The 23,835-nt window shown below is 50.7% G+C and carries 27 protein-coding genes and 3 tRNA genes; 11 read left to right on the forward strand and 19 right to left on the reverse strand.

All coding sequences use genetic code 11. The features are described from left to right. The first annotated feature begins 211 nt into the window (after positions 1-211). The 4 genes from GW591_RS09675 (at position 212) to mdtG (ending at position 4,770) form a co-directional block, all read left to right on the forward strand. Entirely contained in the window at positions 212-1,309 is a 1,098-nt protein-coding gene (locus GW591_RS09675) for an NADH:flavin oxidoreductase/NADH oxidase (RefSeq protein WP_119261818.1), read from the forward strand. A gap of 376 nt (positions 1,310-1,685) precedes the next feature. Next, positions 1,686-2,621, forward strand: a complete 936-nt coding sequence (locus tag GW591_RS09680) for a Kdo(2)-lipid IV(A) acyltransferase (protein WP_013576269.1) — start codon at positions 1,686-1,688, stop codon at positions 2,619-2,621. A 211-nt stretch (positions 2,622-2,832) separates the two neighbouring features. After that, positions 2,833-3,267 carry a DoxX family protein gene (locus tag GW591_RS09685; RefSeq protein ID WP_013576270.1) on the forward strand — a complete coding sequence of 145 codons (435 nt, stop codon included), beginning with the start codon at positions 2,833-2,835 and terminating at the stop codon, positions 3,265-3,267. A gap of 264 nt (positions 3,268-3,531) precedes the next feature. Next, positions 3,532-4,770, forward strand: coding sequence for a multidrug efflux MFS transporter MdtG (gene mdtG / locus GW591_RS09690; RefSeq protein WP_013576271.1), 1,239 nt, complete (start codon positions 3,532-3,534; stop codon positions 4,768-4,770). Between the two features lie 25 nt (positions 4,771-4,795). Here mdtG and GW591_RS09695 read toward each other — a convergent pair whose 3' ends face one another. Then, the gene (locus GW591_RS09695; protein WP_153374691.1) at positions 4,796-5,152 is read right to left on the reverse strand and encodes a hypothetical protein; all 357 of its coding nucleotides are present in this window, start codon (positions 5,150-5,152) and stop codon (positions 4,796-4,798) included. Positions 5,153-5,282: 130 nt separating this feature from the next. Then, a complete protein-coding gene (locus GW591_RS09700; protein ID WP_112151615.1) occupies positions 5,283-5,681 on the reverse strand; it encodes a VOC family protein in 399 nt (132 codons plus the stop codon). A gap of 214 nt (positions 5,682-5,895) precedes the next feature. Between GW591_RS09700 and GW591_RS09705 the strand changes: the two genes are divergently transcribed. Then, complete coding sequence (locus GW591_RS09705) at positions 5,896-6,303, forward strand: MysB family protein (protein ID WP_013576274.1); 408 nt, start codon at positions 5,896-5,898, stop codon at positions 6,301-6,303. 6 nt (positions 6,304-6,309) lie between these two features. Here GW591_RS09705 and GW591_RS09710 read toward each other — a convergent pair whose 3' ends face one another. The 3 genes from GW591_RS09710 to GW591_RS09720 all read right to left on the reverse strand — a co-directional run bounded on the left by GW591_RS09710 (position 6,310) and on the right by GW591_RS09720 (position 10,873). Further along, positions 6,310-6,555, reverse strand: coding sequence for a YceK/YidQ family lipoprotein (locus GW591_RS09710; RefSeq protein WP_013576275.1), 246 nt, complete (start codon positions 6,553-6,555; stop codon positions 6,310-6,312). Positions 6,556-6,762: 207 nt separating this feature from the next. Further along, complete coding sequence (mdoH, locus tag GW591_RS09715) at positions 6,763-9,345, reverse strand: glucans biosynthesis glucosyltransferase MdoH (protein ID WP_013576276.1); 2,583 nt, start codon at positions 9,343-9,345, stop codon at positions 6,763-6,765. Beyond that, positions 9,338-10,873, reverse strand: coding sequence for a glucan biosynthesis protein G (locus tag GW591_RS09720; protein WP_013576277.1), 1,536 nt, complete (start codon positions 10,871-10,873; stop codon positions 9,338-9,340). Before GW591_RS09720 ends, mdoH begins: the two co-directional genes overlap by 8 nt. A 332-nt stretch (positions 10,874-11,205) precedes the next feature. Here GW591_RS09720 and mdoC point away from each other — a divergent pair, with 332 nt between their 5' ends. Beyond that, positions 11,206-12,390, forward strand: a complete 1,185-nt coding sequence (gene mdoC / locus GW591_RS09725) for a glucans biosynthesis protein MdoC (RefSeq protein WP_013576278.1) — start codon at positions 11,206-11,208, stop codon at positions 12,388-12,390. 83 nt (positions 12,391-12,473) lie between these two features. On the opposite strand, the gene GW591_RS09730 is transcribed toward mdoC, so the two are convergent. Both GW591_RS09730 and GW591_RS09735 read right to left on the reverse strand, forming a co-directional pair. After that, the gene (locus tag GW591_RS09730; RefSeq protein ID WP_037037276.1) at positions 12,474-13,508 is read right to left on the reverse strand and encodes an HlyD family secretion protein; all 1,035 of its coding nucleotides are present in this window, start codon (positions 13,506-13,508) and stop codon (positions 12,474-12,476) included. Between the two features lie 58 nt (positions 13,509-13,566). Beyond that, positions 13,567-15,168, reverse strand: coding sequence for an MFS transporter (locus GW591_RS09735; RefSeq protein ID WP_166860506.1), 1,602 nt, complete (start codon positions 15,166-15,168; stop codon positions 13,567-13,569). A gap of 248 nt (positions 15,169-15,416) precedes the next feature. Here GW591_RS09735 and GW591_RS09740 point away from each other — a divergent pair, with 248 nt between their 5' ends. Together GW591_RS09740 and GW591_RS09745 are read left to right on the forward strand one after the other, a co-directional pair. Continuing rightward, entirely contained in the window at positions 15,417-16,211 is a 795-nt protein-coding gene (locus tag GW591_RS09740; RefSeq protein WP_013576281.1) for an IclR family transcriptional regulator, read from the forward strand. Between the two features lie 17 nt (positions 16,212-16,228). Continuing rightward, on the forward strand, positions 16,229-16,675 hold the full coding sequence (locus tag GW591_RS09745) for a universal stress protein (protein WP_013576282.1): 447 nt from the start codon (positions 16,229-16,231) through the stop codon (positions 16,673-16,675). 77 nt (positions 16,676-16,752) lie between these two features. Here GW591_RS09745 and GW591_RS09750 read toward each other — a convergent pair whose 3' ends face one another. The 3 genes from GW591_RS09750 to GW591_RS24195 form a co-directional block, all read right to left on the reverse strand. Continuing rightward, on the reverse strand, positions 16,753-17,037 hold the full coding sequence (locus GW591_RS09750) for a hypothetical protein (RefSeq protein ID WP_015690197.1): 285 nt from the start codon (positions 17,035-17,037) through the stop codon (positions 16,753-16,755). Between the two features lie 375 nt (positions 17,038-17,412). Beyond that, positions 17,413-17,775, reverse strand: coding sequence for a DUF2502 domain-containing protein (locus GW591_RS09755; protein WP_013576284.1), 363 nt, complete (start codon positions 17,773-17,775; stop codon positions 17,413-17,415). A gap of 252 nt (positions 17,776-18,027) precedes the next feature. Further along, entirely contained in the window at positions 18,028-18,159 is a 132-nt protein-coding gene (locus GW591_RS24195; RefSeq protein ID WP_013576285.1) for a hypothetical protein, read from the reverse strand. A 185-nt stretch (positions 18,160-18,344) separates the two neighbouring features. Here GW591_RS24195 and GW591_RS09760 point away from each other — a divergent pair, with 185 nt between their 5' ends. Continuing rightward, positions 18,345-18,557: a YccJ family protein gene (locus GW591_RS09760; protein WP_013576286.1), complete on the forward strand. Its 213-nt coding sequence runs from the start codon at positions 18,345-18,347 to the stop codon at positions 18,555-18,557. Between the two features lie 76 nt (positions 18,558-18,633). Here GW591_RS09760 and GW591_RS09765 read toward each other — a convergent pair whose 3' ends face one another. The 3 genes from GW591_RS09765 to GW591_RS09775 all read right to left on the reverse strand — a co-directional run bounded on the left by GW591_RS09765 (position 18,634) and on the right by GW591_RS09775 (position 19,855). Continuing rightward, entirely contained in the window at positions 18,634-18,897 is a 264-nt protein-coding gene (locus GW591_RS09765) for a hypothetical protein (RefSeq protein ID WP_015690199.1), read from the reverse strand. A 48-nt stretch (positions 18,898-18,945) separates the two neighbouring features. Next, positions 18,946-19,221 (reverse strand): hypothetical protein, encoded by a 276-nt coding sequence (locus tag GW591_RS09770; RefSeq protein ID WP_119261819.1) that lies wholly within the window; start codon positions 19,219-19,221, stop codon positions 18,946-18,948. A gap of 124 nt (positions 19,222-19,345) precedes the next feature. Further along, positions 19,346-19,855 carry a YlaC family protein gene (locus tag GW591_RS09775; protein ID WP_013576289.1) on the reverse strand — a complete coding sequence of 170 codons (510 nt, stop codon included), beginning with the start codon at positions 19,853-19,855 and terminating at the stop codon, positions 19,346-19,348. Between the two features lie 177 nt (positions 19,856-20,032). On the opposite strand from GW591_RS09775, the gene GW591_RS09780 reads away from it, so the two are divergent. Beyond that, positions 20,033-20,509 (forward strand): GyrI-like domain-containing protein, encoded by a 477-nt coding sequence (locus GW591_RS09780; RefSeq protein WP_112198567.1) that lies wholly within the window; start codon positions 20,033-20,035, stop codon positions 20,507-20,509. A gap of 4 nt (positions 20,510-20,513) precedes the next feature. On the opposite strand, the gene deoR is transcribed toward GW591_RS09780, so the two are convergent. Next, complete coding sequence (deoR, locus tag GW591_RS09785) at positions 20,514-21,278, reverse strand: DNA-binding transcriptional repressor DeoR (RefSeq protein WP_112198566.1); 765 nt, start codon at positions 21,276-21,278, stop codon at positions 20,514-20,516. Between the two features lie 84 nt (positions 21,279-21,362). Beyond that, positions 21,363-22,022, reverse strand: coding sequence for a metallophosphoesterase (locus GW591_RS09790; RefSeq protein WP_119261821.1), 660 nt, complete (start codon positions 22,020-22,022; stop codon positions 21,363-21,365). A gap of 223 nt (positions 22,023-22,245) precedes the next feature. Here GW591_RS09790 and GW591_RS09795 point away from each other — a divergent pair, with 223 nt between their 5' ends. After that, positions 22,246-22,512: a hypothetical protein gene (locus tag GW591_RS09795; RefSeq protein ID WP_013576293.1), complete on the forward strand. Its 267-nt coding sequence runs from the start codon at positions 22,246-22,248 to the stop codon at positions 22,510-22,512. Positions 22,513-22,779: 267 nt separating this feature from the next. Here GW591_RS09795 and GW591_RS09800 read toward each other — a convergent pair. The 4 genes from GW591_RS09800 to pgsA all read right to left on the reverse strand — a co-directional run bounded on the left by GW591_RS09800 (position 22,780) and on the right by pgsA (position 23,781). Continuing rightward, positions 22,780-22,865: transfer RNA gene (locus GW591_RS09800), tRNA-Leu, on the reverse strand. An 11-nt stretch (positions 22,866-22,876) separates the two neighbouring features. Beyond that, positions 22,877-22,950, reverse strand: a tRNA-Cys gene (locus GW591_RS09805). Between the two features lie 58 nt (positions 22,951-23,008). After that, positions 23,009-23,084: transfer RNA gene (locus tag GW591_RS09810), tRNA-Gly, on the reverse strand. 148 nt (positions 23,085-23,232) lie between these two features. Then, positions 23,233-23,781: a CDP-diacylglycerol--glycerol-3-phosphate 3-phosphatidyltransferase gene (pgsA, locus tag GW591_RS09815; protein ID WP_013576294.1), complete on the reverse strand. Its 549-nt coding sequence runs from the start codon at positions 23,779-23,781 to the stop codon at positions 23,233-23,235. Positions 23,782-23,835 lie beyond the last annotated feature (54 nt).

A 23,835-nucleotide genomic window follows, 5' to 3' on the forward strand; every position in this document is an offset into this window, starting at 1 on the left:
TTCAGGGGAATTTAACTATTGATACCGAATAGCTACTTTTGAAGCGGCAAGATTATACATTAAAGCAACAATGAGGACATCTCCCGTTGCAAATTCGTCAGGAGAAAAACACCTGCTGTACATTGCCCATTTTTGAAATGCGATAACCTATTCTTAGTTGTTATCTATTCTTGTAGTCCATCACCACGCTGAATTTTAAGGGGCATGAAACATGAGTAAGCTTTTTGAACCGATTTCCTTAGGGAAGCTGACACTCGCTAACCGCATCGTGATCGCGCCAATGTGCCAGTATTCATCCGACGAAGGGAAAGCCACGTCCTGGCATCACGCGCATCTCGGGCAGTTATCCTTTTCAGGTGCGGGTTTGCTGATCCTGGAAGCGACCGCTGTCGAGGCCGTGGGGCGTATCTCGGCTCAGGATCTGGGCTTGTGGGACGATGCAACCGAAGCGGCCATGAAGGATTTAGTGACCGGCTTACGTGAAAACAGCGATATGCCACTTGGCCTGCAACTCGGACATGCGGGACGTAAAGCGTCGTGTGCTGCGCCGTGGCAAGGCGGAGCACAAATCGCCCAGTCAGCGGGTGGCTGGCAGACGATTGCGCCTTCCGCCGTCGCCTTCACCGAAGGCACTGAGGCCCCGCAGGCAATGTCGCTGGAGCGAATCGCTGAGCTGAAAAAAGCCTATGTCGATACAGTTCGTCGCGCCGACCGTCTGGACTTTGATCTGCTGGAACTGCACGGCGCTCACGGTTATCTGCTGCACCAGTTCCTGTCGCCACTTTCAAACCAGCGCACCGACCAGTACGGCGGCTCACTGGAAAACCGTATGCGCCTGCTGCTGGAGATCTTCGGGGAAATCCGTGCGGCATTCCCGGCAGAAAAACCGATTGGTGTGCGTATTTCCGCCACCGACTGGGTGGAGGGAGGCTGGGATCTGGAGCAATCCATTGAACTCGCCAAAGCGCTTGATGAACTGGGTTGCAGCTACATTCACGTCTCCAGCGGCGGTCTGAGTCCGCATCAGAAAATCACCGTCGGCCCGAACTATCAGGTGCCATTTGCTGATGGCATTAAGCGTTATGTGAAAATGCCGGTGATCGCTGTGGGTCTGATCACTGAACCGGAACAGGCGGAAGCCATTATCGGCACCGGACAGGCAGACATGATTGCTCTGGCACGCGGTATTTTGTATAACCCGCGCTGGCCCTGGCATGCAGCGGCAAAACTGGGGGAAAAAGTGGCCGCGCCGAAACAGTACTGGCGCAGCGAACCGCATAGCGTCAAAGGCCTTTTCCTGCCGGAATAATAACCAGATTTAAGATTAACGCGAAAGTCGCCAGAAAGGGGATTTTGCAAACGTGATCACGGGCGGCCCGACAGCCGCCCGTTTCATTGACAAAAAGACATTCTCTATTGATATTTGAATTGATGGTGAATGAATATGCCGGGACATTAATGAGAATTCGTTTTGTTTTTCATTCACTCAACCTATAAATAAATGAGGTATTAGTGCCGTGAATTTTCACCTCACATCAAAAAAATGCCACAATATGTCACTTTGCTGCAGAAGATAACGGACAACACATATTCCGGATGAATATGTGTGCGTGTTTCTGTGGCAGGCTGCTGCATTAGACAGAGCTTATAAACTTTCTACTTCGACTCACTGACGCAGAGATTCTATGACTCAGGTACCAACCTTTAATCGTTCGTTACTGCACCCTCGTTACTGGATCACCTGGATGGGTCTGGGACTGCTTTATGCACTGGTGTTACTGCCTTATCCGGTTATTTATCGCATCGGTACCGGGCTAGGTCGCTTCTCAATGCGCTTCCTGAAACGTCGCTATAAAATCGCCAGACGCAATATCGAATTGTGTTTCCCGGATATGCGTCCGGAACAGCGCGAAGATATGATTGTGAAAAATTTCGAATCCGTCGGCATGGGGTTGTTTGAAACCGGCATGGCGTGGTTCTGGCCAGACTGGCGCATCGAGCGCTGGTTTAAAGTCAGCGGTCTGGAACATATCCAGCATGCGCGTGATAACAAGCAAGGCGTTCTGCTGATCGGTGTACATTTCCTGACGCTGGAACTGGGTGCACGTATCTTTGGTATCCATAATCCTGGCGTGGGGGTTTACCGTCCTCACGATAACAAGCTGATGGATTGGATCCAGACCAAAGGCCGAATGCGCTCGAATAAAGGGATGCTGGATCGCAAAGATCTCAAAGGGATGATCCGCAGCCTCAAGCAAGGCGACATCATCTGGTACGCGCCTGATCATGACTACGGCCCGCGCGCCAGCGTATTTGTACCGTTCTTCGCGGTCGATAAAGCCGCCACCACCACCGGGACATATCTGCTGGCACGCATGGGCAAACCGGCAATTATTCCCTTCACTCCGCGCCGTCTGCCGAAAGGGGAAGGTTATGAGATGATTATTCACCCTCAGGTCGCTGACTTCCCGCTGGATGATGAAGTGGTTGCCGCCACGTATATGAATAAAGTGGTGGAAAACGAGATCTGTCAGGCGCCGGAGCAATATATGTGGCTGCACCGTCGCTTTAAAACACGCCCGCAAGGTGAGCCTTCGCTCTATAAAGCCCTTAGCGATTAATCACCCGGAACCGGTCCGGCAGCCGCAGGTCCGGTTTTTTTGATTTGCTTCATCAGTTTTTTTCACAGACTTCTTCAAACTTATCAGATTTGATCCCACCCGATTTAGGCCAATACTCTCTCCATAATTTCTGCATGTGATTACTCCGCTGATTTTGGAGCCGCGTGCCTCCCGCCTCTTAAAGGCATGTTACCTTTGCAAGGAACACATTATGTTGGCAAAACTGAACTCCGCTTTTACCCGTGCTGTTGATCATCAGAACTTTGGTAAACTTTTGTTGCGTCTGACTTTTGGTATTTTAGTTTTATTCCATGGTGTAGCAAAAATGGAAAATGGCGTGGGCTGGATTGCACAGATGTTACAGGCTGATGGCCTGCCGGGCTTTATTGCTTACGGTGCGTACATCGGTGAAGTGATTGCGCCGGTTCTGATTATTCTGGGCATCTTGACCCGCCCTGCCGCTCTGGTGCTGGCATTCAACATTTTAGTGGCAGTTTTCCTGGTCGTGGGTGGCAAATTTTTCACCGTTACTGAAGTCGGTGCATGGGGGCTGGAAGGTGAAGCTCTGTACTTCTTTGGTGGTCTGGTCATCATGTTCCTGGGCAGCGGCCGTTACTCTGTCATGAAGAACGAAGCCCTGCGCTAAAATCCGGTTTTAGTATTGCGTTTTTAATTCTTTGTCTGTCGCGGTCAGCCTCCTTGCTGACCGTTTTTTGGCTTTCATCTGCTCTCCCTCACTCCTCCAGACTTTTTGAACCTGTATTTCACTTCGCTTGTTACAGTTCGTTAACATCATTGAAGTGAATGATAATTAGGCGCATAATTATTAAGCCAATTGATTGTTACTTATGCTCTGCCTTGTTTCTTTGTGTCATTCCAGAGCGAATCTGACCTCTTTCTTCGGTATTTTATGACTTCGGCCTCTGAACCTGAAATCGCCCCAGATCCCATTAACTGGAAACGTAATCTGTTTGTCGCCTGGATCGGTTGCTTCCTGACCGGTGCCGCATTCAGTCTGATCATGCCCTTCCTGCCCCTTTACGTGGAAACCCTCGGCGTAACCGGTCATGAATCCCTGAATATGTGGTCGGGTCTGGTTTTCAGTATCACCTTCTTGTTTTCCGCCATCGCCTCCCCCTTCTGGGGCGGACTCGCGGACCGTAAAGGCCGCAAAATCATGCTGCTGCGATCCGCACTCGGCATGTCCATCGTCATGGTATTAATGGGCTTCGCGCAGAATATCTGGCAGTTCCTGATTCTTCGCGCGTTACTTGGCTTGCTGGGCGGATTTGTTCCCAATGCTAACGCGCTGATTGCCACACAAATCCCACGCAATAAAAGCGGCTGGGCGCTGGGTACGTTATCAACTGGCGGTGTCAGCGGTGCGCTGCTCGGGCCACTGGTCGGAGGGTTGCTGGCGGACAGCTATGGTTTGCGTCCGGTGTTCTTTATCACCGCGTCGGTGCTGTTTTTGTGTTTCATCATGACGCTTTATTTTATCCGTGAGCAGTTTGTCCCGGTGAGCAAAAAAGACATGCTGAACCGTAAGCAGGTCTTTGCCTCGCTGAAAAATCCTAAACTGGTGCTGTGTTTGTTTGTCACCACCATGATTATTCAGGTGGCGACGGGTTCGATTGCGCCGATCCTGACGCTTTACGTACGGGAGCTGGCCGGTAATACACAAAACCTGGCGTTTATCAGCGGCATGATTGCTTCGGTACCTGGCGTGGCCGCGCTGATGAGTGCACCGCGTTTAGGCAAACTCGGCGACCGGATTGGCCCCGAGCGGATCCTGGTGGCGATGATGGCGTTATCTGTGTTGTTGCTGATCCCGATGGCCCTGGTACAAACACCCCTGCAACTGGGTATTTTGCGTTTTCTGCTGGGTGCCTGCGATGGCGCATTGCTGCCGGCCGTTCAGACCCTGCTCATCTATAACTGCACTAATCAGGTAGCAGGACGGGTATTCAGCTACAACCAGTCGTTCCGTGATGTCGGCAATGTCACCGGTCCGTTACTGGGTGCGGCGGTCTCAGCCAGTTACGGCTTCCGGACGGTATTTTTTGTTACGGCGATGGTGGTGTTATTCAACGCGGGATATTCGTACTGGTGTCTGCAACGCCGGCCTCATCAGGCCATGATTGACTAAATTCCAGCCGACGAAGCAGCGAGGCTTATTGAGATTTTTCTGCCAGCGGCGGCACTGACATGTAATCCGGCACCTCGACGACGGCCAGACGCACTTCGTAATGCTTGCCTGCCGTTGTAGCCGGAAGTACCGACGTCAGTTTCTGAATAGTTTCAGTCGGGTTATCACTGGCTACGCTGGCACAGAACAGTTGCCCCGGATGGCAAAAGCCGACCATCATTGGCGGCGGTGGCAGCATGCCCTCGCCGTGGAAGGGTGGCAACCCGTGCGGCTGTTCTATCGGTGATTGGGGATGTGTATTTTCAGCCGCGGTACTGGCCACGCTGAATAATACGCCAAGGCCACACAGCGGCATGAGCAAAACGCGGGAAAGAGTCTTCATAACATTCACCTTATCTTGAGAAGTCTGAATCACTTTATGCCTCAAACGCTGCCCGTGTAGCCGGTTTGCTAAACTTTTACCCTCTCCCCTCACAGCCTTTGCAAAGCTGAAATTCCGCTGACATTCGCGCCTATGCCGTCCAGTCCCGCAAAGCCAGCACCACCCGATAACCGTCAATATCCTCGAAGGTTTTACCGCATTCATCCCAGTAGGGATTAAACGAAGGCACGACGATAAAACCGGCCTGCAGCATCCGTTCGCACTGCGTCAGCCACTGCTGATTATCAGGAATATAGAACACCAGGAGATTATCTTCGGTGGGCGCACGCCCCACGGAGGAACCGAGATGATGGGTAAACTCGAGATGATAATGATGATGCGGATGCCCGACCAGCACGCCATCAAACCCCTGGTGGTCACTAAAACTGCCGATGATGTCGAAACCCAGCCCCTGCGAATACATGCGGGCTACCTGCTCAAGATTGTCCGTCGGGCGCGCCACCCGTAATACTGATTGTCGTGAAACCATGTGCACTCCCGTTTTTTAAACCGCCGCAAAGTCGCCAGCGAGAAATTGAGAATAGCAGAAATAAATCCGACTGATTTAGTCTGAAAACTTGCATCCTGTCAGTTATAGACAACAATCATTTAATCAGGTTTTCCCCTGTCAGATGGCCGTTACTTGTTCATTAATAACGCTATTTGCTGCACAACCATTAACAGTTTCAACTCAGGAGACAACAATGAGCATGTATGCAACGCTTGAAGAAGCTATTGATGCCGCCCGCGAAGAATTCCTTGAAGCCGCGCAGGATAGGATCCATGACGACGAAGAGCCAGTTCCGGACCAGTTTAATCTGCAGAAATACATCATGCAGGATGGCGATGTGATGTGGCAGGCGGAATTCCTCAGCGGCGAAGGTGATTCCATCGATGCGCTGACGTTCCGTAGCGGTGCGGCGGCGCAGGCTATCTTTGACGAGGATTATGATCAGATAGAACTCGAAGAAGAATGGCAGGAAGAAGCCACGTTGTATGAATGGGATGAAGGTGAATACCAGCATGAACCGCCGCTGGATACTGAAGAAGGTAAAGCGGCAGCTGAAGAATGGGACGATGAAGACGAGTATCCGGGTCGTGATATTGATTAAGTTATTTTATTCGTAAGGCCCGTGGCGGGCGTCAACCGGCAGCATGAAAGTGTCGACAATCATCGACAGCGGAACATCGATGACGGTGACATAACGCCACGGACTGTCCCGCAAATCCCACTGCACACCGGGATAATACTGGTTGCCATGCCCCTGTCCCGGCACAGTCCGGCTGATAATACTGCCGCATCCGGTCAGTACCGTCGCCACTAACGCCAGCACGCATCCGCGAAAAATAACCCGATTAATCACTCACCCAACCTGTCGATTCAATTCAAAAGAGGCACATTCAGAAGCGCTGAACAGCGCTGTCAGCTTATCATGCACAGCGCCTGCCTTATGTTAAGGCGAGGTAAAATTCCTGCATGACCTGCTAAAGAGTAACCCGTCTTTCATCACAAAGAAAACGGGCAGTATGTTTTCACATACTGCCCGTTTTTTATTCACTCCATGTCATTTTCAGGCGGGTTTAACTTCCAGCGTCTGAGTGACAGGGAATGCCTGCGCATTGCGAGGTAATTGCTGGTAGTAAGCACTCCAGGTCTGCTGATCAGGTTGCGTCCACACCGCAGAGTGTAAACGCGCCATCAGCACAGGATCGCTCAGCAGAATCAGACGATCCGCCTTGCCCAGATCCTTAGGACCGGTTTTCAACGCATGCTCCAGATGGGCACGACGGCCGTTTTCTACCGTTTCACGCAACAGGTGACGGGATGTTGCCATCGCCGTTGCCAGTGCGTTGAAGCCCGGATCGAAGACCGCATGCATAAAGCCATTTTGCAGCTTACGCGAACGGTTCAGCGCCAGGTATTCCTCGGTAGCCACCAGTTCACGCGGAGGATCGTATTCTTCCGGGATCAGGAACAGCTTGGCCTTCTTACTCTTAATCCCCAGCGTTGCACGGCTCGACAGTACAGAGACGATTGGCGACAGGATCAGGGAGAAGACGATTGGCGCAAGCCACCACAGGAAACGCAAGTCCAGCCACGCCATACCGGCAGCCCAGACCGCACCCAGCAACAACTGAGAACCATGACGTTTAAAGGCTTCGCCCCACGGAGTATCGTCGTCATCACGCTGCGGTGAGTTCCAGACCACTTCCCAACCCAGGAATGCGCTGACCACGAAGACGGTGTGGAACAACATACGTACCGGCGCCAGTAATACTGAGAACAGCATTTCGAGGAACATGGAAATCAGCAGTCGGAATGCACCACCAAACTGTTTCGCCCCCTTCGCCCAAATCAGCACGATACTCAGCAGTTTTGGCAGGAACAGCAACACCATGGTGGTCGAGAACAAGGCTATCGCCAGTTCAGGACGCCACTGTGGCCACACAGGGAACAGCTGACGGGGTTGCAGGAAATACTGCGGTTCCATCAGTGTGTGCACGACCTGCAATGCGGTAGACAAAGCCAGGAACGTAAACCATAACGGCGCGGACAGATAAGACATCACGCCGGTCAGGAACACCGCACGGTGAACCGGATGCATCCCTTTCACCAGGAACAGGCGGAAGTTCATCAGGTTACCGTGGCACCAGCGACGGTCGCGTTTCAGCTCGTCGAGCAGGTTCGGTGGCAACTCTTCATAACTGCCCGGCAGATCATAAGCAATCCACACGCCCCAGCCCGCACGACGCATCAATGCCGCTTCCACAAAGTCATGAGACATGATGGAACCGGCGAAGGAGCCTTCACCGGGCAATGGTGCAAGCGCACAATGCTCAATGAACGGTTTCACACGGATAATGGCGTTATGGCCCCAGTAGTGGGATTCGCCCAACTGCCAGAAATGCAGACCGGCGGTAAACAACGGACCGTAAACACGGGTCGCAAACTGCTGGCAACGTGCATACAGCGTATCCATGCCTGACGCTTTTGGCGCAGACTGGATAATACCGGCGTTCGGGTTGGCATCCATCAGACGGGCCAGGCCGGTCAGACATTCGCCACTCATGACGCTGTCAGCATCGAGAATAACCATATAGGCATATTCCCCGCCCCAGCGACGGCACCAGTCATCAATGTTACCGCTTTTACGTTTCACACGACGACGACGACGGCGATAGAAAATACGTCCGTGACCTTCAACGTCGCGGCACACTTCCATCCAGGCTTTTTGTTCCGCTACGCAGATATCCGGATCGTAACTGTCGCTCAGCACGTAGATATCAAACTGATCCAAATCACCCGTCGCTTTAACAGATTCATACGTTGCACGCAGACCCGCGAAAACGCGCTCCACGTCTTCGTTACAAATCGGCATGATCAACGCGGTACGGTTGTTCGGATTCAGCGGCTCATTACCTTTCGTCGAGGCGGTAATGCTGTATTTGTCCCGACCGATGAGCAATTGTAAAAAGCCCATCAATGCCGTCCAGAAACCGGCCGACACCCAACAGAACAGAATGGCGAACAGCACCAGGATCCCGGTCTGTAAGACGTAAGGCAGCAGTTGCAGAACCGACTGTTGCCAGTCCTGATTGAGCATATCGCTTGGGTCGATGAGCGCCCAGCCCTGATACGGCAGAATGGTTTTCATGTACCAGGTCGCGATCGCCGTCTGCACCAGCATCAGAACCAGCAGGATATAGCGACGCACGGAACCGGCGTGACGCCAGCGCTTTTCTGACTCGGGCATATCTGATGTGGTGTGACGCGAAACCGCGCTGCGCCCCATCATATTGTCCCAGAAACGCCCGACCGGGTTGGTGCGCCAGACATCAGGGAACATGCTAGAACGTTTAACCGGTGGCATGGCGCTGGCAATCGTACGCCCTTCGTTATCGACTTCGTCTAACGAGCCCTTTTCAAGGGCATCAGGCCAGCTTGCGCCGACGCGGGCTTTCACTGACACCAATGGCGCATCAGGATCGGCCGCATCAGCTGTGGTCGAGGCATCACCGCCTAAACGGTGATGTACGGTAGCAAAAGCCTGCCCCGGCTCAGCGGGAAGCTGCTGAGAGAGCGCCGCTTTCTGTTCATCAGTAAGCGGCAAAGCTTCTACATAATCTTGAGTAGAGTGCATTGACTTATTCATTTGCAGGCAGCTGATAGCTCCAGGTTTCACTCAGAGTTTTGTCGCCATTGGCCAGAGAAGCGCGCATTTCGATCGCCTTCTTAGGATCCTTCACTTTCAGGCGCAGCGTCAGACGCCAGCCCTTCGTTACAGGATTATAGCGTACGGAGTTTTCAACCAGATCACCGTTGTCGCCCACGCTGACCTGAGACACGACTGGCGTGTCGCTCTTCAGCGCTTTCAGGTTTGGACCGACGAAGTCGACGAGGAAAGCAACGCTGCCATCTGGCTCACGGATCAGATTCGACTGTTTCACATCCCCGGTAGAGCGCATGGTGCGTTCAACCCACGCCAGATCAGGAGAATGCAATTTCTCTTCTTCACGGGTGAAATGTAAACGATAGTTCAGGCTGAGCGGTTTGCCTGCATCGGGTAACTGATCAGGGGTCCAGAAGGCGACGATATTATCGTTGGTTTCATCCGCCGTCGGGATTTCCACCAGTTCAACTTTCCCTTTACCCCAGTCACCTTTGGTCTCAACCCAACCGCTTGGACGCAGGTCATAACGATCGTCCAGGTCTTCGAAGTTAGAGAAACTGCGACCACGTTGCAGCAGCCCGAAGCCTTTCGGGTTCTCCATCGAGAACTGGCTGACGGCAAGGTGTTTCGGATTGTTCAGCGGACGCCAGATCCATTCACCGTTACCGGCGTGAATAGACAGTCCGTTGGAATCATGCAGCGCCGGACGGTAGTTCAGCACCGGCGAAGGCTGGTTTGCGCCAAACAGGAACATGCTGGTTAACGGAGCCACACCCAGTTTGCCGACTTTATCGCGCAGATAAACCTGAGACTGCACATCGACAGTGGCTTCTTTACCCGGATAAACGTCCAGACGATAAGCACCGGTCGCACGCGGGGAATCCAGCAAGGCGTAAATGACTAAATGCTTTTCATCCGGGTTAGGACGTTCGATCCAGAACTCACGAAAACGTGGGAACTCTTCGCCGGAAGCCAGCGCGGTGTCGATCGCCAGACCACGGGCAGACAAGCCATAAACCTGGCCTTTACCGATGACACGGAAGTAGCTGGCACCCAGCACACTCATAATCTCATCATCTTTGTCGGCTTTATTGATGGGATAAAGCACTTTGAAGCCGGCAAAACCGAGGTTTTTCACTGAGTCAGCGTCATGCTTGACGTTGCCAAAGTTGAAGTAGTCCGGGCTGTATTTGATTTCTTTGACTGAATCAGCCGTTACTTCGTTGATTTTCACCGGAGTGTCGAAGTACATACCCTGATGGTAAAACTCAAGCTTGAAAGGCGTATTCAGGTTTTTCCAGTACGCTTTGTCATGATTGAATTGAATTTGTTGGTAGTCTGCGAATTTGAGATCGCGGAACTGAGACGGAAGATTGCTTTTCGGCGCTTCGTAACCTTTATCGGCTAACGCCTTCGCTTGTTTGGCAACATCATCTATAGAAAAAGCCCAGGCAGATGAGGTGAACATGGTCATCAACACTGCGGCACTTAGCAAACGGACTTTGATCATACGTGACCCTATGGAAAAATTTTTATCCGACACCTTGTCTCCTTTACGCGCGCTTCATTCATTTACTGTAACTATTTTAAGGGAAGTGTCAGGTTTCCGACAACTTGAGCAGTCGATGGTTCATCCATTGATGAACCGTTTAAGCGCAACAGGGTACAAGGATATCAATTCGATGAAACTCCGGCTATGGAAACTTGTCCTATAACAAAGCATGTTTTAAGGTTAGAAACTAAACTAATGTCAACGATGGTCATTTTTGCTTACGTGCAAAATTAGCCTTAAAGACAAATTACGCTCTAAAATTAGGATGAGCTACTTACAACGGATACGTAATGACACAGCCAAAACCACAACGTGAGTTTTTCTTAGACTCCATCCGCGCATATTTGATGCTGCTGGGTATTCCTTTCCATATATCATTGATTTACTCCAGTCATATCTGGGCGGTAAACAGTGCAATACCCTCTGACGGCCTGACAATATTTAATGATGTTATTCACGCCTTCCGTATGCAGGTGTTCTTTGTTATCTCGGGCTATTTTTCTTATATGCTGTATGAGCGCTATGACCCGCAGCAGTGGCTGAAGGTGCGTCTGGAGCGGGTTGCCATCCCGCTGGCGGCGGCCTTCCCGCTGATCACGATTCCGCAGCTCTATTTCCTGATGAAATTCACCAGCAAGTTTTCTGACTGGAATAATATGGATTTTTATCAGAGAATTAATGTGACTGTATGGGAACTGGTCTCGCATTTATGGTTCCTGTTAACCCTGGTTATTCTCACCAGCATTTGCTTTTACCTCTTCAAATTTATTAAAGAAATTAAGAATAGTCGTATTCAAATAATAAAAAGCCGTACAAATAGCTTAGGAAAAATCTCAATTATATTTCTTTTTATCGGTTTAATTTACGCGGCATTTAACAGAAGCCTGTATCTTTTTGCACCAAATTTACTTTCCAACGGCGCGTTTAATTTCATCGTCATGCAAACGTTGTTTTATCTGCCGTTTTTCATCCTGGGTGCACTTGCTTATAAATTCTCCTGGCTGAAAGAACTGTTTCTGAAACCGTCCGCGACTGCCGGGGTAGTCAGCATTTTCCTGTTCGCCGCTTACATGTTCAATCAACATGTCAATACGCCACAGCTGTACTCAATGGAAATCGATGCCATCATCACTACCCTGCTCGGGTTCCTGATGGTCAATGTGGTGTTTTCATTCAGCCATTATTTACTGAATTTTCAGGCGCCATGGATCACCTATCTGGTGAACTCATCCTTGTTTATCTATCTGATCCACCATCCTTTAACGCTGATTTACGGTGCGTTCATTACACCGAAAATTCACAGCGACTGGCTGGGATTCTGGCTGGGGCTGGTGTTTGTATTCGGTATCGCCTTTTTGCTGTATGAAGTGCATAAGCGCATCCCGATCCTGCGGTTCCTGTTCTCTGGCAAACCCCAGCATCCGGCTAAAAAGAATTCAACCGACGCGAATCCGCCGCAAAATCAGGCTTCCTGATACGCGGACATTGACCCCATACAAAGTCAGCGACATGAAAAAGGCGACCTCCGGAGTCGCCTTTTTGTTTCAAAATTTGTTATTCAGCGCGATGTGATATCAATTGTCGGGATCACAGACATCCCGACTTTCAGACGCTTCGCATCGGGCTGATTACTGTCGAGCACAATTTTAACCGCCAGACGCTGTACAACTTTAGTGTAATTGCCGGTCGCATTGTCCGGCGAAATAGGCGAAAACGTCACGCCGGTGGCAGGCGAAATGCTGTCCACCTTCCCTTTGAGGGTCACACCCGGCAACGCATCCACCTTAATCTCAACCGGCTGATGCGGCTGCACATCACCCAGTTGTGTCTCAAGGTAGTTCGCCACAATGTAAGCGTTTTTCAGCGGCACCACGGCCAGAACGCGTGCTCCTGCAGCCACATATCCGCCGATACGCAACGAGCGCTGCCCGACCACGCCATCCACCGGCGCCGTAATTTCGGTATAAGAAAGATTCAGCTTCGCCTGTGCCAGCGCCGTTGCGGCTGAATCGATTGCAGCTTTCGCTTCTGCCTGTTCCGCTTTCAGCACATCAACCTGCTTTTCAGCGCCAAGTGCTGCGGCCATATCACTCTGCTGCGCAGCCAGTTTTGAACGTAAATTGGCATCAGACTCATCACGTGCATCGGCCGTGCCGGAGCCATTTTGCAGCAGGCGTTTATAACGGTCAGCACTCTGACGCGCATAAGCAATACTGGCCGCATCAGCATTAACCAGTGCCCGGGCCTGCAAGATAGTCTGTTGTTGTTTCGCCAGTTGCGCGGTCAGGCTGAGCATCTGCGCATTAGCGGTTTCCAGATTTGCTTCTGCCGTCAGTACCGCATTGCGGTAATCACGATCGTCGATTCGGGCAAGTACATCGCCGGCTTTCACCATCTGGTTATCCTGCACGTAAACATCCGCAATCGTGCCGGAAATCCGCGGCGCGACCAGCGTGGAATCTGCAGAAACAAAGGCATCGTCAGTAACGGGTAGAGTGCTCTTGCCGAGTATCCACAAGGCGATGACAACCAGAAATATCACTACCACAGCGGCACACAGCCAGCTCAGGCGGACAGGTGAGGTTTTTATCATGATGTTGTTCTCTCGTACTTTTCAGAGTGGAATACTACGGTTAATAGTGATGCGATACTCAGGGACGTTTAACCAGAGACTGAGGCGGATATGTGCGTTTAGGCAAAATGGCGACCAGCAATATCAGGGAGAGTGCCAGCCCGATGATCACCATGTAAGCGTCCGATATTCCCAGCACCAGCGCCTGCTGTCTCACCCCTTGAGAAAACCGGGTGAGTATTTCTGTCGAAATCGCTGCGCCGCCGCTGTTCAGCGGGGCCAGAAAGCTGCTGTCGCCACCATATGGCTGTGAGAGCAGATAGCTCACGCTACCGGCGTGATTGAGCAAAACATTGGAATGGAATTGTTCGCGTTGGCTGACAAAAACAGCCAGCAAAGAACCGCCCATCACGCTGCCCAAACCGCGGGTGGTGTTAAACATCGCGGAGGCAAAAGGCCCTTCCAGTGGCTGTACAACACTGGTTGCACTCATCAGGATCGGCAGGACCGCCATCGGTTGTCCGAAAGCCTGCATAATCTGGATCAGATAGAAATTATCGCGCGCCCAGGCACCGGTAAGATGTGTTCCCCAGTAACAGGAAAAGCCCACCAACCCTAATCCGCAGACAAGCACCCAGCGGCTGTCTATCCAGCGCATGGTCAGCACAAAAGCGATCAACGGGGCGAGTAATAGCTGCGGTAAACCGATAGTCAGCGCCAGCGGTCCGACCTGTATGGCACGAAATCCGCCAACCTGCTCCATATAACTGGCGGGTAACGCGGAGCCCGATAAGAAGAGAAACATCAGAGCGAACAACGTGATTAAGCCGTGCGTCAGATTATGTCTTCTCAGCATTTGTAATTTGAACAATGGCAACGGGTGATACCATTCGTTGACCAGGAAAACCGTCAGCAAGCCAAGCGCCGTGAAAAACATCAGCGTAATCAGCGGCGAACTGAACCAGTCGAGGCGTTCTCCCTGCTGCAAGGCCAGCACCAGCAGCGTTACTCCGCCCGTGCCAGTCAGCATGCCAACGACATCCATTTGCCGGAAACGCTCAAAACGCGGCGGATCCTGCGGCAGCCCGTGGGCAATCATCGCTACCGCCAGCAGACACGGTGGGATCACCTGCCAGAACACCCACTCCCAGCCGACATAATCGGTCCAGATGGCCGCCAGTGAAGTCGCCATATTTGGCCCGAAAGTCGCCGTCAGCGCATAAGCACTCAGCCCGTATAACTTGTATTGCGGCGGCATAAAACGCAGGGCGGACGTCATCAGTAACGGCGGCAAAGCACCACCGAACACGCCCTGAACTGCGCGCAGTGCAATGAATACCGGCAGATTTGGGGTGTACGGCAAAACAGCGGCAATAAGAACAAAACCCAGCGTGACGAACACGGTGAAACGACGCAGTGAAAAGGTCATGGCAAACCACGGTGCCAGCATCATTGCGGAGACTTCCGCCGCCTGATAGGCACCAATCAGCCATGAGCCCTCATCTGTGCTGATGCTGAGTGCGCCACGAACATCGGCAAGCGCAATGTCAGTAACACGGTCGTTAAGGCCAGAACACAATGAGGCGATTAAAACCCCCAGTAACCCGATAACCAGCCTTAACGTAAAAGGGGGCGGCACGGGCAGTGCAGCAACAGGCGCCATTGTGATTGTCTGATTCATCGTTAACTCCACCGCTTTATCATGGCGGCGATAGGAAGAAGGCAGGTTTTGTGTCGCAGAAGTGCAAAATAAGCGACCTGCATCACAAATATTTCGATGCATTGCACCACATTGTGATACACACAGAAATACTATAATACGGTGCACTGTATTGCAATGTGATTAAAAATTGTTTTTCACCCGTTGAGCCATTACATTGACCACTCAGGTTTATGGACAGGATCACGCACGGAGATAAAGGAGAAATCATGGCTCAGGACAATCCGGCAGACGAAGAACGCAGCGGTGGGATTCAGGTGATCTCGCGGGCGGCCACCATACTCAATTCGCTGGGAAAACATCCGCAGGGAATGAGTCTCGGTGCCATTGCCAATGAAGTGGATTTACCACGTTCGACTGTGCAGCGCATCGTCGCCGCACTGGCCGAAGAAGGGCTGGTTCGCTCAGAAGGTAGCGGAGGCGTACGGCTTGGCCCGACGCTTCTGAAACTCGTTTCAACGGTCCATACCGATGTCATCGCCATCGCCTCCCCATTTCTGCGTCAGCTTTGCGACAACACACAGGAAACGGTGTCGCTCGGGCGGGCAAGTGGTCGGCAGATCGCCAATATTCACAGCATTGTGGCCGAGCGGGAACTGCGCGTGGTGCCGCGCGTCGGCCTGAATCTGCCCATTTACAGCACATCGAGCGGCCGTGCCCTGCTGTCGCTAAAAACCGATGAAGAGATCCGCATTATTGTCGGGGATGTGCTGGAGCCCGCCACGGAAAATACCGTGCGTACCCTTGACTCACTGCTGGAAAAAATCGCCAGTGTGCGGGAAAGCGGAATTGCGATGGAAGAGGGAGAAACGGTAAACGGCGTTACCACGCTGGCTATCGCAATAGATACAATTTTAGGCCGTTACTCGGTATCGGTACTTTTCCCTACTGCCCGGCGGGCGGCCAAAGAGTCGCAAATCCGTGAAGCGTTGCTGGAATGCAAACATGCCCTGATTGGCGAAATTGGTAAATTGGATGAAACCCAGGTATCCGGTGGAAAATAATAAAGAAAGGAATTGCCGTGTTTGATGTCATTTTGTTAGCCGTAGACGGCTCAAAGCAATCCCTTCTCGTGATTGATCTCGCCCGCCAGCTGGCAAAGGGACGAGCTTCAACGGTTTTCGTCACCTGCTGCATTGACGAGTCTTACGCACTGGAAAATAACGGCGATGTTCCCGGTGAAATTGTCAGCTACCCGCCAGCAGAAGAAGAGCAAAACACCGCACGCGCCGTGGTCGGGCATGCGCTGGAAATTTTGTCGCAAGCAGGGATCAATGCGAAAGGCAATCTGATCGTCGGTCCGGCCGGAGAAGCGCTGGTGGCTGAAGCTGAAAGAATCAATGCCTCGGTGATTGTCATCGGCCACCGTCAGCTTTCAGCGTTTGGACGGATGATGAAAGGCTCAGTCAGTGCGGAAGTGATCGCGGCCGCCCCCTGCCCGGTTATGGTTGAAGTTCGCGGTAATTAATATTTCTGATGCCAGACGACAAAAAGCGCCCTCAGGCGCTTTTTCAGACGGATAAAGAACAGCAATAACGAAGCGGATTATTTAATGTTTATCAGTCCCATGGATTTTGCCCAATCTGAGATGTGATCCCGATAAAAGAAAGTGATGTCCAGTTCCAGTGAACATTCCTTTGATGGCGTCACACTGCCTAAACACGGATATTCCAGCGGACGATATTCAAAAAGGAAATCATCCATTTCCTCATCAGTCATCAACTTATCGCCTTCTATTTTATCCTGATAGAAATAGGCATCCAGCATCCAGGCGCGGTATTCAAAATCATTTTTAATCAATTGCATAGGAATAATCTCGCTAAATGACATGTTACATATCTGACAGGGCTTTCCCCTGTATGACGGCCTGTTTCATCAGATATGTGTCGTATTCGAGCCATCCATTGCCGATTTCATAACAAGAAATTAACATATTAATGACCGTTAGCAAGCTGCAATTACTCTTAAAAAAGTTTTTTCCAAACTCACCTGCGCTCAATAGAATGAAAAAACATCTTTATATAATTCAAATAAATGAATCACATTATTTGCATTCATAAAGTAATTAATTAGGAGAGAATTATTAATAGCGGGGGGAGAGAATGTGGAAGGAACAGAACTGACATTGGGGATGCTTTTGCATCGCCACTGCCAACCCTGTTCCCAAAATCTTTAACGTCTGCCCTTCAACTCATCAAACTTTCGTTACCAGCGGCCCGGAGGCGGACCTTCGCGCCAGTGTCCCGGAGGGCCATCACGCCAGTGCCCAGGAGGGCCATCGCGCCAGTAGCCGGGTGGCGGGCCTTCATGCCAGTGCTCATGATGCCAGTAGCGTGGCGGCGGCGGGGCCGGTTCGTAATAAACCCAGTGCCCGCGGCCTTCATCACGATAATGCTGGTCCCACCAACCCGGTGGACGCCAGTCACCACCATCCCAATAGTATCCGCGGTCGTCACGGTCTCCGATATGCAGTGACAACCCTGGCATATTAACGCCAAGCTCGACGTTCGCCTGTGCGACAGCTGGCAAAGTTAGCAAAACGGCGAGAACTAAAATTAGTTTTTTCATTGTGAACCTCACGACCTGCTTATCAGGTGGTGTCAAAGTACCCCCAGCTATCTTCCTGTTCTATAGGAATTTATCCCAAAAAAAAAACCCTTAACGTAACCCTTACATTTGCGTCAATCCACCACCTCGTCCAACCAGGCGCAACGCTATGGCTGCAAAGGAAATTCAGTTCAACATTGCAAAGCCGTTATAAATGACAGATACAAAAAAACCGCCGAAGCGGTTTTCTTTTTGCTGCTTTGTTGTGCAAAATCAGATTTTGCAGCCTTCGCAGTCACTTTCGTCCTGAACGGCTTCAGGCACTTCTGCTGCTTTTTCAGCTGCTTTCACTTCGGCAGTTTCCAGTGCAGCATCAATGTCAAAATCAAAAATATCGTCGCTCATTATCATCACCTTAAATGTTCAAAATCGCGTTCAGTATAAACGACAGCCCCTGCCAGGCGCCGGTTTTTTTGTGCCCTGCTGCCGCCGCATTTGCATAAAGTGCATCGGGAAACCATAGTTATGGTGAATGCAACGGTGTAACAGAGACACCTTTATGAATATGAAATAAACACGAGGAGAACCGGATGACGACGTCAAACATCAAAGCGTGGGCAAATACCCGTGAAACCTCTCACGAAATCGCCGAGGCCATTTTCGAACTGGCGAATAACGACGAGACGCTGGCACAGAAAATCTGGGAAGAAGGTAACGACGAAGTATTGCCTATCGCGTTCGCCAAGACCAAAGAAGACCATTTGTTCTGGGGCGAAGAGAAAATTGATCGGCAAAATGTCTGATAGCCACAGCGTGAACGGCTGACGCTCAGCCCTGAGTCAGACTTAGGGCTGAATCTGCATTAAACCGGCCTGGCAGTTAGCTGTCGAAGCCAAATCCCATTTTATGCGCCCACTCAAAGATTTGCTCTTTGTAGAAAAAACGCGGCTCACACACCCCCGGTTCGCCTGGTGTCTGGATCATCACAGCCACGCACGGATAAGCCACCGGACGGGCGTCAAAGATAAAGTCATCCACTTCCTGATCGGCAAACTCAGAGGTTTCGCCTACCGCACTCGCCTGGAATATTTCATCCATTATCCACTGACGGTATTCAAATTCGTTGCTGATAAATTTCATCATTTACCTCTGCCTGGCTTTTACTCTGCTTGCGGTCATTGCCGGGTTAAATCAATGGTGTAAGGCGTCGCCGCCACAGCAAGGGCACACTTCGGCGCGCGTTACCGACATTTGCGCACTGCCGTCGGAGTCCCATTCTACTCTCAACGGTTTGCCGTTATCGTGTACGACTTTGATGAAACGATCAAAATGTGCAGCCTGCCCGGTCATCGTTTCGGTGACTAACAGTTCATCGCCAGCATAAATACGTGCAGTAGCTTGCGTGTCCTGCTTTTCGCCCGAAATGATTTTGTGCAGATGGTGAATGGTAAGTTTGATTCGTTCCACTATAGCTCCTGTCACGGCTCAACATCATTTTCTCGTTTAAACACATTCACGAAAATGATGCCCAGCCGCTATTTTATCAGAGCATGCAGGGTAACGTCATGGCCTGATGCCATGTTTAGAGGGGTTAAGAGTGAGCTAACTGTGCTGTTCCGGTGCTATCTGGCAAATGGCGTTCCAGCCGGGCCAGATCGTAAACATCATAGAAATCCACAAAACCTTTATGTCGGACAATGGATTCAATGCGGTTTTTGATGTGCTCGCTGACATCAGGGGCGCTGAGTATTTGCTTCACGGCATCAGCAGAAAGCTCGCGGCTGAAATACCATTCGCCGTTATAACAAACGCGTAAATCAAGCACCCCGATATCTTCGTAGCGATAAACTGGCTTAATTTCCAGCAACAGCATCGCGGACATAAAGATCAGGAAAGCCGTAAATCCGATAAACCAGCCGAGCCCCATATAAGGTGAAACGTACATGACGATGCCCACGGCGATATACCCGACCAGCATAGCCAGACATAACCAGGGATGGTTTATAAAGAACTCAGCATTGATCCGCGCTTTACCATCGCGCCCTTCCTGACGATTGATGCGATCAATTTCACTGTTTAATACGTTTTTGATTACGTCCATCTCATACCTCATTGCGTCACGACTATAATGCAATCTGATTACATAATTTTATCACGACAACTGTTATAGCGCGTAGAGCAGTTCACCGCCGTTAATCGGTAAACTGTTATAGTTTGGTATTTGCACCTTACTCAACATGGAACCCGTTCAATGCATGTCAGATAAAAGGAGATCATCGTGGCATTATTAATTGTAGAGAGACCGGCCAAAAAGCTGGTGAGCTACCGGGTGGTTGGCCCCTATCAGGAGTCAATCCACAGTGGTTTTCAGCAACTGATGAAATGGGCTGTACGGCATCATCAGCCGCAAAACGAATGGCTGACGTGGTTTCATGATAATCCTGACACCACACCGGCAGAAGCTTTACGTGCTGATCCGTCGGTGTGTGTAGCCGATAATTTTATTCTCGATGATGCAGAAGGACTGGCGTTGCAAACGCTGCCGGGAGGCACGTATGCGGCGTATCACACCACGATCACAGACGGCAATTTTGAAAAGGCCTGGCGGGAATTCTACAGCCAGCTGCTGGCCAGTACGAGCTATCGCCCGGACGGAAAAGCGTGCTTTGAGCACTATCTCAGCGACGGCTCCAAAAATGGCATATGGGAAGTGGTTTTTTATCAGTCGGTCGAAAAAATCCCGGCAATCCGCTGAAGTGTTAAACCAGCAGCGGAATGTCGGAGAGCTCGCAGAAATCGACATAAGCCTGTGGTGGTTCAGCGTCGCTGACCACCACATTAAAACGCGCAAGCGGCGCGATGGCTGCGGGCCTGACCTGATCAAATTTGCTGCTGTCAGCGACGAGAATGCTCTGCGCTGAGCGTTCTATGGCCTGATGTTTCATCAGTAATTCATCAAAATTAAAGCAGGTCACACCGTGTTCAATACTGACGCCCGCAGCGGAAATAAAGGCTTTCGCCGGGCGGATAAAGTCGAGTTCACTGCTGCGCCCGATAGGCGTAAAAATACTGTTACTGGATTTAAACGCACCGCCGCACAAGATGACTTCACAGTGAGGTTTATCCTGCAGCGCCAGAAACGTATTGAGCGAGTAACAAATGGCCGTAAATACCCGGTTATCGGCAATGCTTTCAATCACATAAGGCATTGTCGTGCCACAGTCAAAAAATACCGTATCGTTATCCTGAATAAGACTGGCTGCGCGGGCAGCGAGACGTTGTTTCTCTGCAACATGGCGGGTTTTCTGTTCACTGATAAAGTAGTGCGTCGCCGGATTATTCTTCGGATCAATCACAATATAACCGCCGAGTAAAATTACCGGTGCGGGTGCTGCGCTGAGATCACGGCGGACAGTCATTTCCGAAACATTGAGCAGTAAAGACGCTTCTTTAAGGTGAATTTTGTCGGTCTTTTTTAATGCCAGCAACAGACGCTGAATCCTGTCTTCACGCTTATTTTCCATGATGTTATCCCGTGCCTTCCCGGTTCGCAGCCGCTCACTATACCGTTGCCCGTCAGTCACCGCAAACCCCGGTAACGCCTGACATTACTGCAGCTGAATAAGCGTCAGATAACCGCCAAATACAGCGCCCGTATCAATATAAAACTGATTGGCAAACTGCATTGCATGTTCAACCGGCGTGTGACCGAAATAAAATTCATCAGCGCCAGCTATCGGTTGAAAGCGACCCGCCAGCGCAGAATTCACACGTTCACGATCCCAGATAACCTCATCACCATCCATTAGCTTATCGAACACATATTCATTGGAAAGGTAATCAGCATGGGCCACCACGATACGCCTGCCCTCACGGTTCGTCAGTTCGAGAATATGTGGCAGCGTGTCAGCCTGTAAAATCAGCGCTTTCGCCTCTTCTTGTTTGTCGTGTTCAAGAGCATAAAACCAGTCGCCGCCATTACGTAACCAGCGCGGGATATTCTCTTCGTTTATGGCATCAATCGCCATCTGCTCGTGATTTCCGCGTACACAAGCAAACCAGGATTCATTGAGCAGTTGCAAACAACCGACACTGTTAGGCCCGCGATCGGCAAGATCCCCCACAGATAACAGCAGATCGCGGTGGGGATCGAAAGACACTTTCGCCAGCTTTTCCCCAAGCAAACTCAGGCAACCATGCAAATCGCCAACAATATAAATGTGTCTGTATATTGAACAATCAATACGCTGGTACAGAGCAGGAGTCATACTTCGCCAAAATCCATAATCAGGATGAATACCTTAAGTGTAATGCAAGATGATAATGAGGAAAGCGGAGAAAATCGGGAGAAGACTTTACTCTCTCATCAGCGGCTTATGCGCTCTCTACACTGAGTTGACGCTGAAATCCACTGATAATTAAATTATCGTTAAGTAACTGACGCCTTTTTGTGCTAGACTACTGCCCGCTCTAAGTAAAACCGGAGGTTTTATGAGTTCCACAGTTTTAAGCGCTCAAGACGAGTGTCCGTTATGTCAAAGCAGGAATAAGACGTCGGTTAATATGTCGGCGAAAATTGTTACTGTGACCTGCACTTCGTGTGGCCGCTACAGTATCTTCCGCAAAACCATGGAAGAGATTTCAATCGACAGGAAGAAACGCGTTGCCCTGCAGGCGTTTTTCACCAGCCAGCCTAACTACCATTTGCCGCTATCAATCAGGGCATTGAGCAACACTGATTCATCGGGTGAATTCTGACCCTAAAAACGCCCCTCGGGGCTGTTTTAATTCCTGATTTTCTTCATCCCTTTTACTCAACAACCGACATTGTGTTCAGAGCACCTCATTCTGGCTGAGGTCGCGTGCGCGAAGGATGTTATTGAAGAAACACTTAAGGCCCCTGTTGCAGGTGGCCTTTTTTATTGCATCTGGATTACGCGAATTTCAGGCATAAAAAAACCACCCGAAGGTGGCTATAACGACATTACTACTTTATTGCTTTTGATTATTCAGCTAATTTTCCCATGGTACCCGGGACGAGACTTGAACTCGTACAGCCATAAGCCGAGGGATTTTAAATCCCTTGTGTCTACCGATTCCACCACCCGGGCTCCGGGAAAATTGGAGGCGCGTTCCGGAGTCGAACCGGACTAGGCGGATTTGCAATCCGCTACATAACCGCTTTGTTAACGCGCCTTAAATCTTACTACTTGTCTTGCACTTAAACCAATTCACGAACCAGTTTAAGAAAATTTGGAGCGGGAAACGAGACTCGAACTCGCGACCCCGACCTTGGCAAGGTCGTGCTCTACCAACTGAGCTATTCCCGCTTTAATCAGAACGTACTGATTTTTTTAACTAATCTTCTGGCACAAGACTGGCTGCCTTCCGATGCGTTGCATTCTACTGACCTGACGGATTGAGTCAATAAAATTATCTGCTTCATGCGTTCGTTTGACGTTTTTTACGGCAGTTTGATCAGGGTTCCAGCAAATCATGGCGCGCAGCGTTGAGATATTGGAACATTGACCAGAAAGTCAGCACTGCAGCAATATAAAGTGCAACCACGCCAACCCAGACCACAATAGCATCAGGACGCCACAACAGCGCGACCAGCGACAGCATCTGCGCCGTGGTTTTCACTTTCCCGATCCATGAAACCGCCACACTGCTGCGTTTTCCAATCTCAGCCATCCACTCACGTAGCGCGGAAATAATGATCTCGCGGGCAATCATGGTCGCAGCCGGTAACGTAATCCACCAGGAGTGAAAATATTCAGCCACCAGCACCAGCGCGATCGCCACCATCACTTTATCGGCTACCGGATCAAGGAATGCACCGAAACGCGTCGTTTGCTTCCAGCGGCGTGCCAGATAGCCATCAAACCAGTCGGTCACGGCAGCAAAAACGAAAATCAACGCACAGACCATTGATGCCCATGGATAAGGCAGATAAAAGGCCAGCACGAAGAACGGTATCAGTACAACGCGGAACAGGGTGAGGCACGTAGGTATATTAAATTGCATAGCGAAGGTAACTGTTTGTCCGGTGTGGATATTATGAGTATGTTGCTACATTGC

It is taken from the genome of Rahnella aceris (assembly GCF_011684115.1).
Taxonomy (GTDB): domain Bacteria; phylum Pseudomonadota; class Gammaproteobacteria; order Enterobacterales; family Enterobacteriaceae; genus Rahnella; species Rahnella aceris.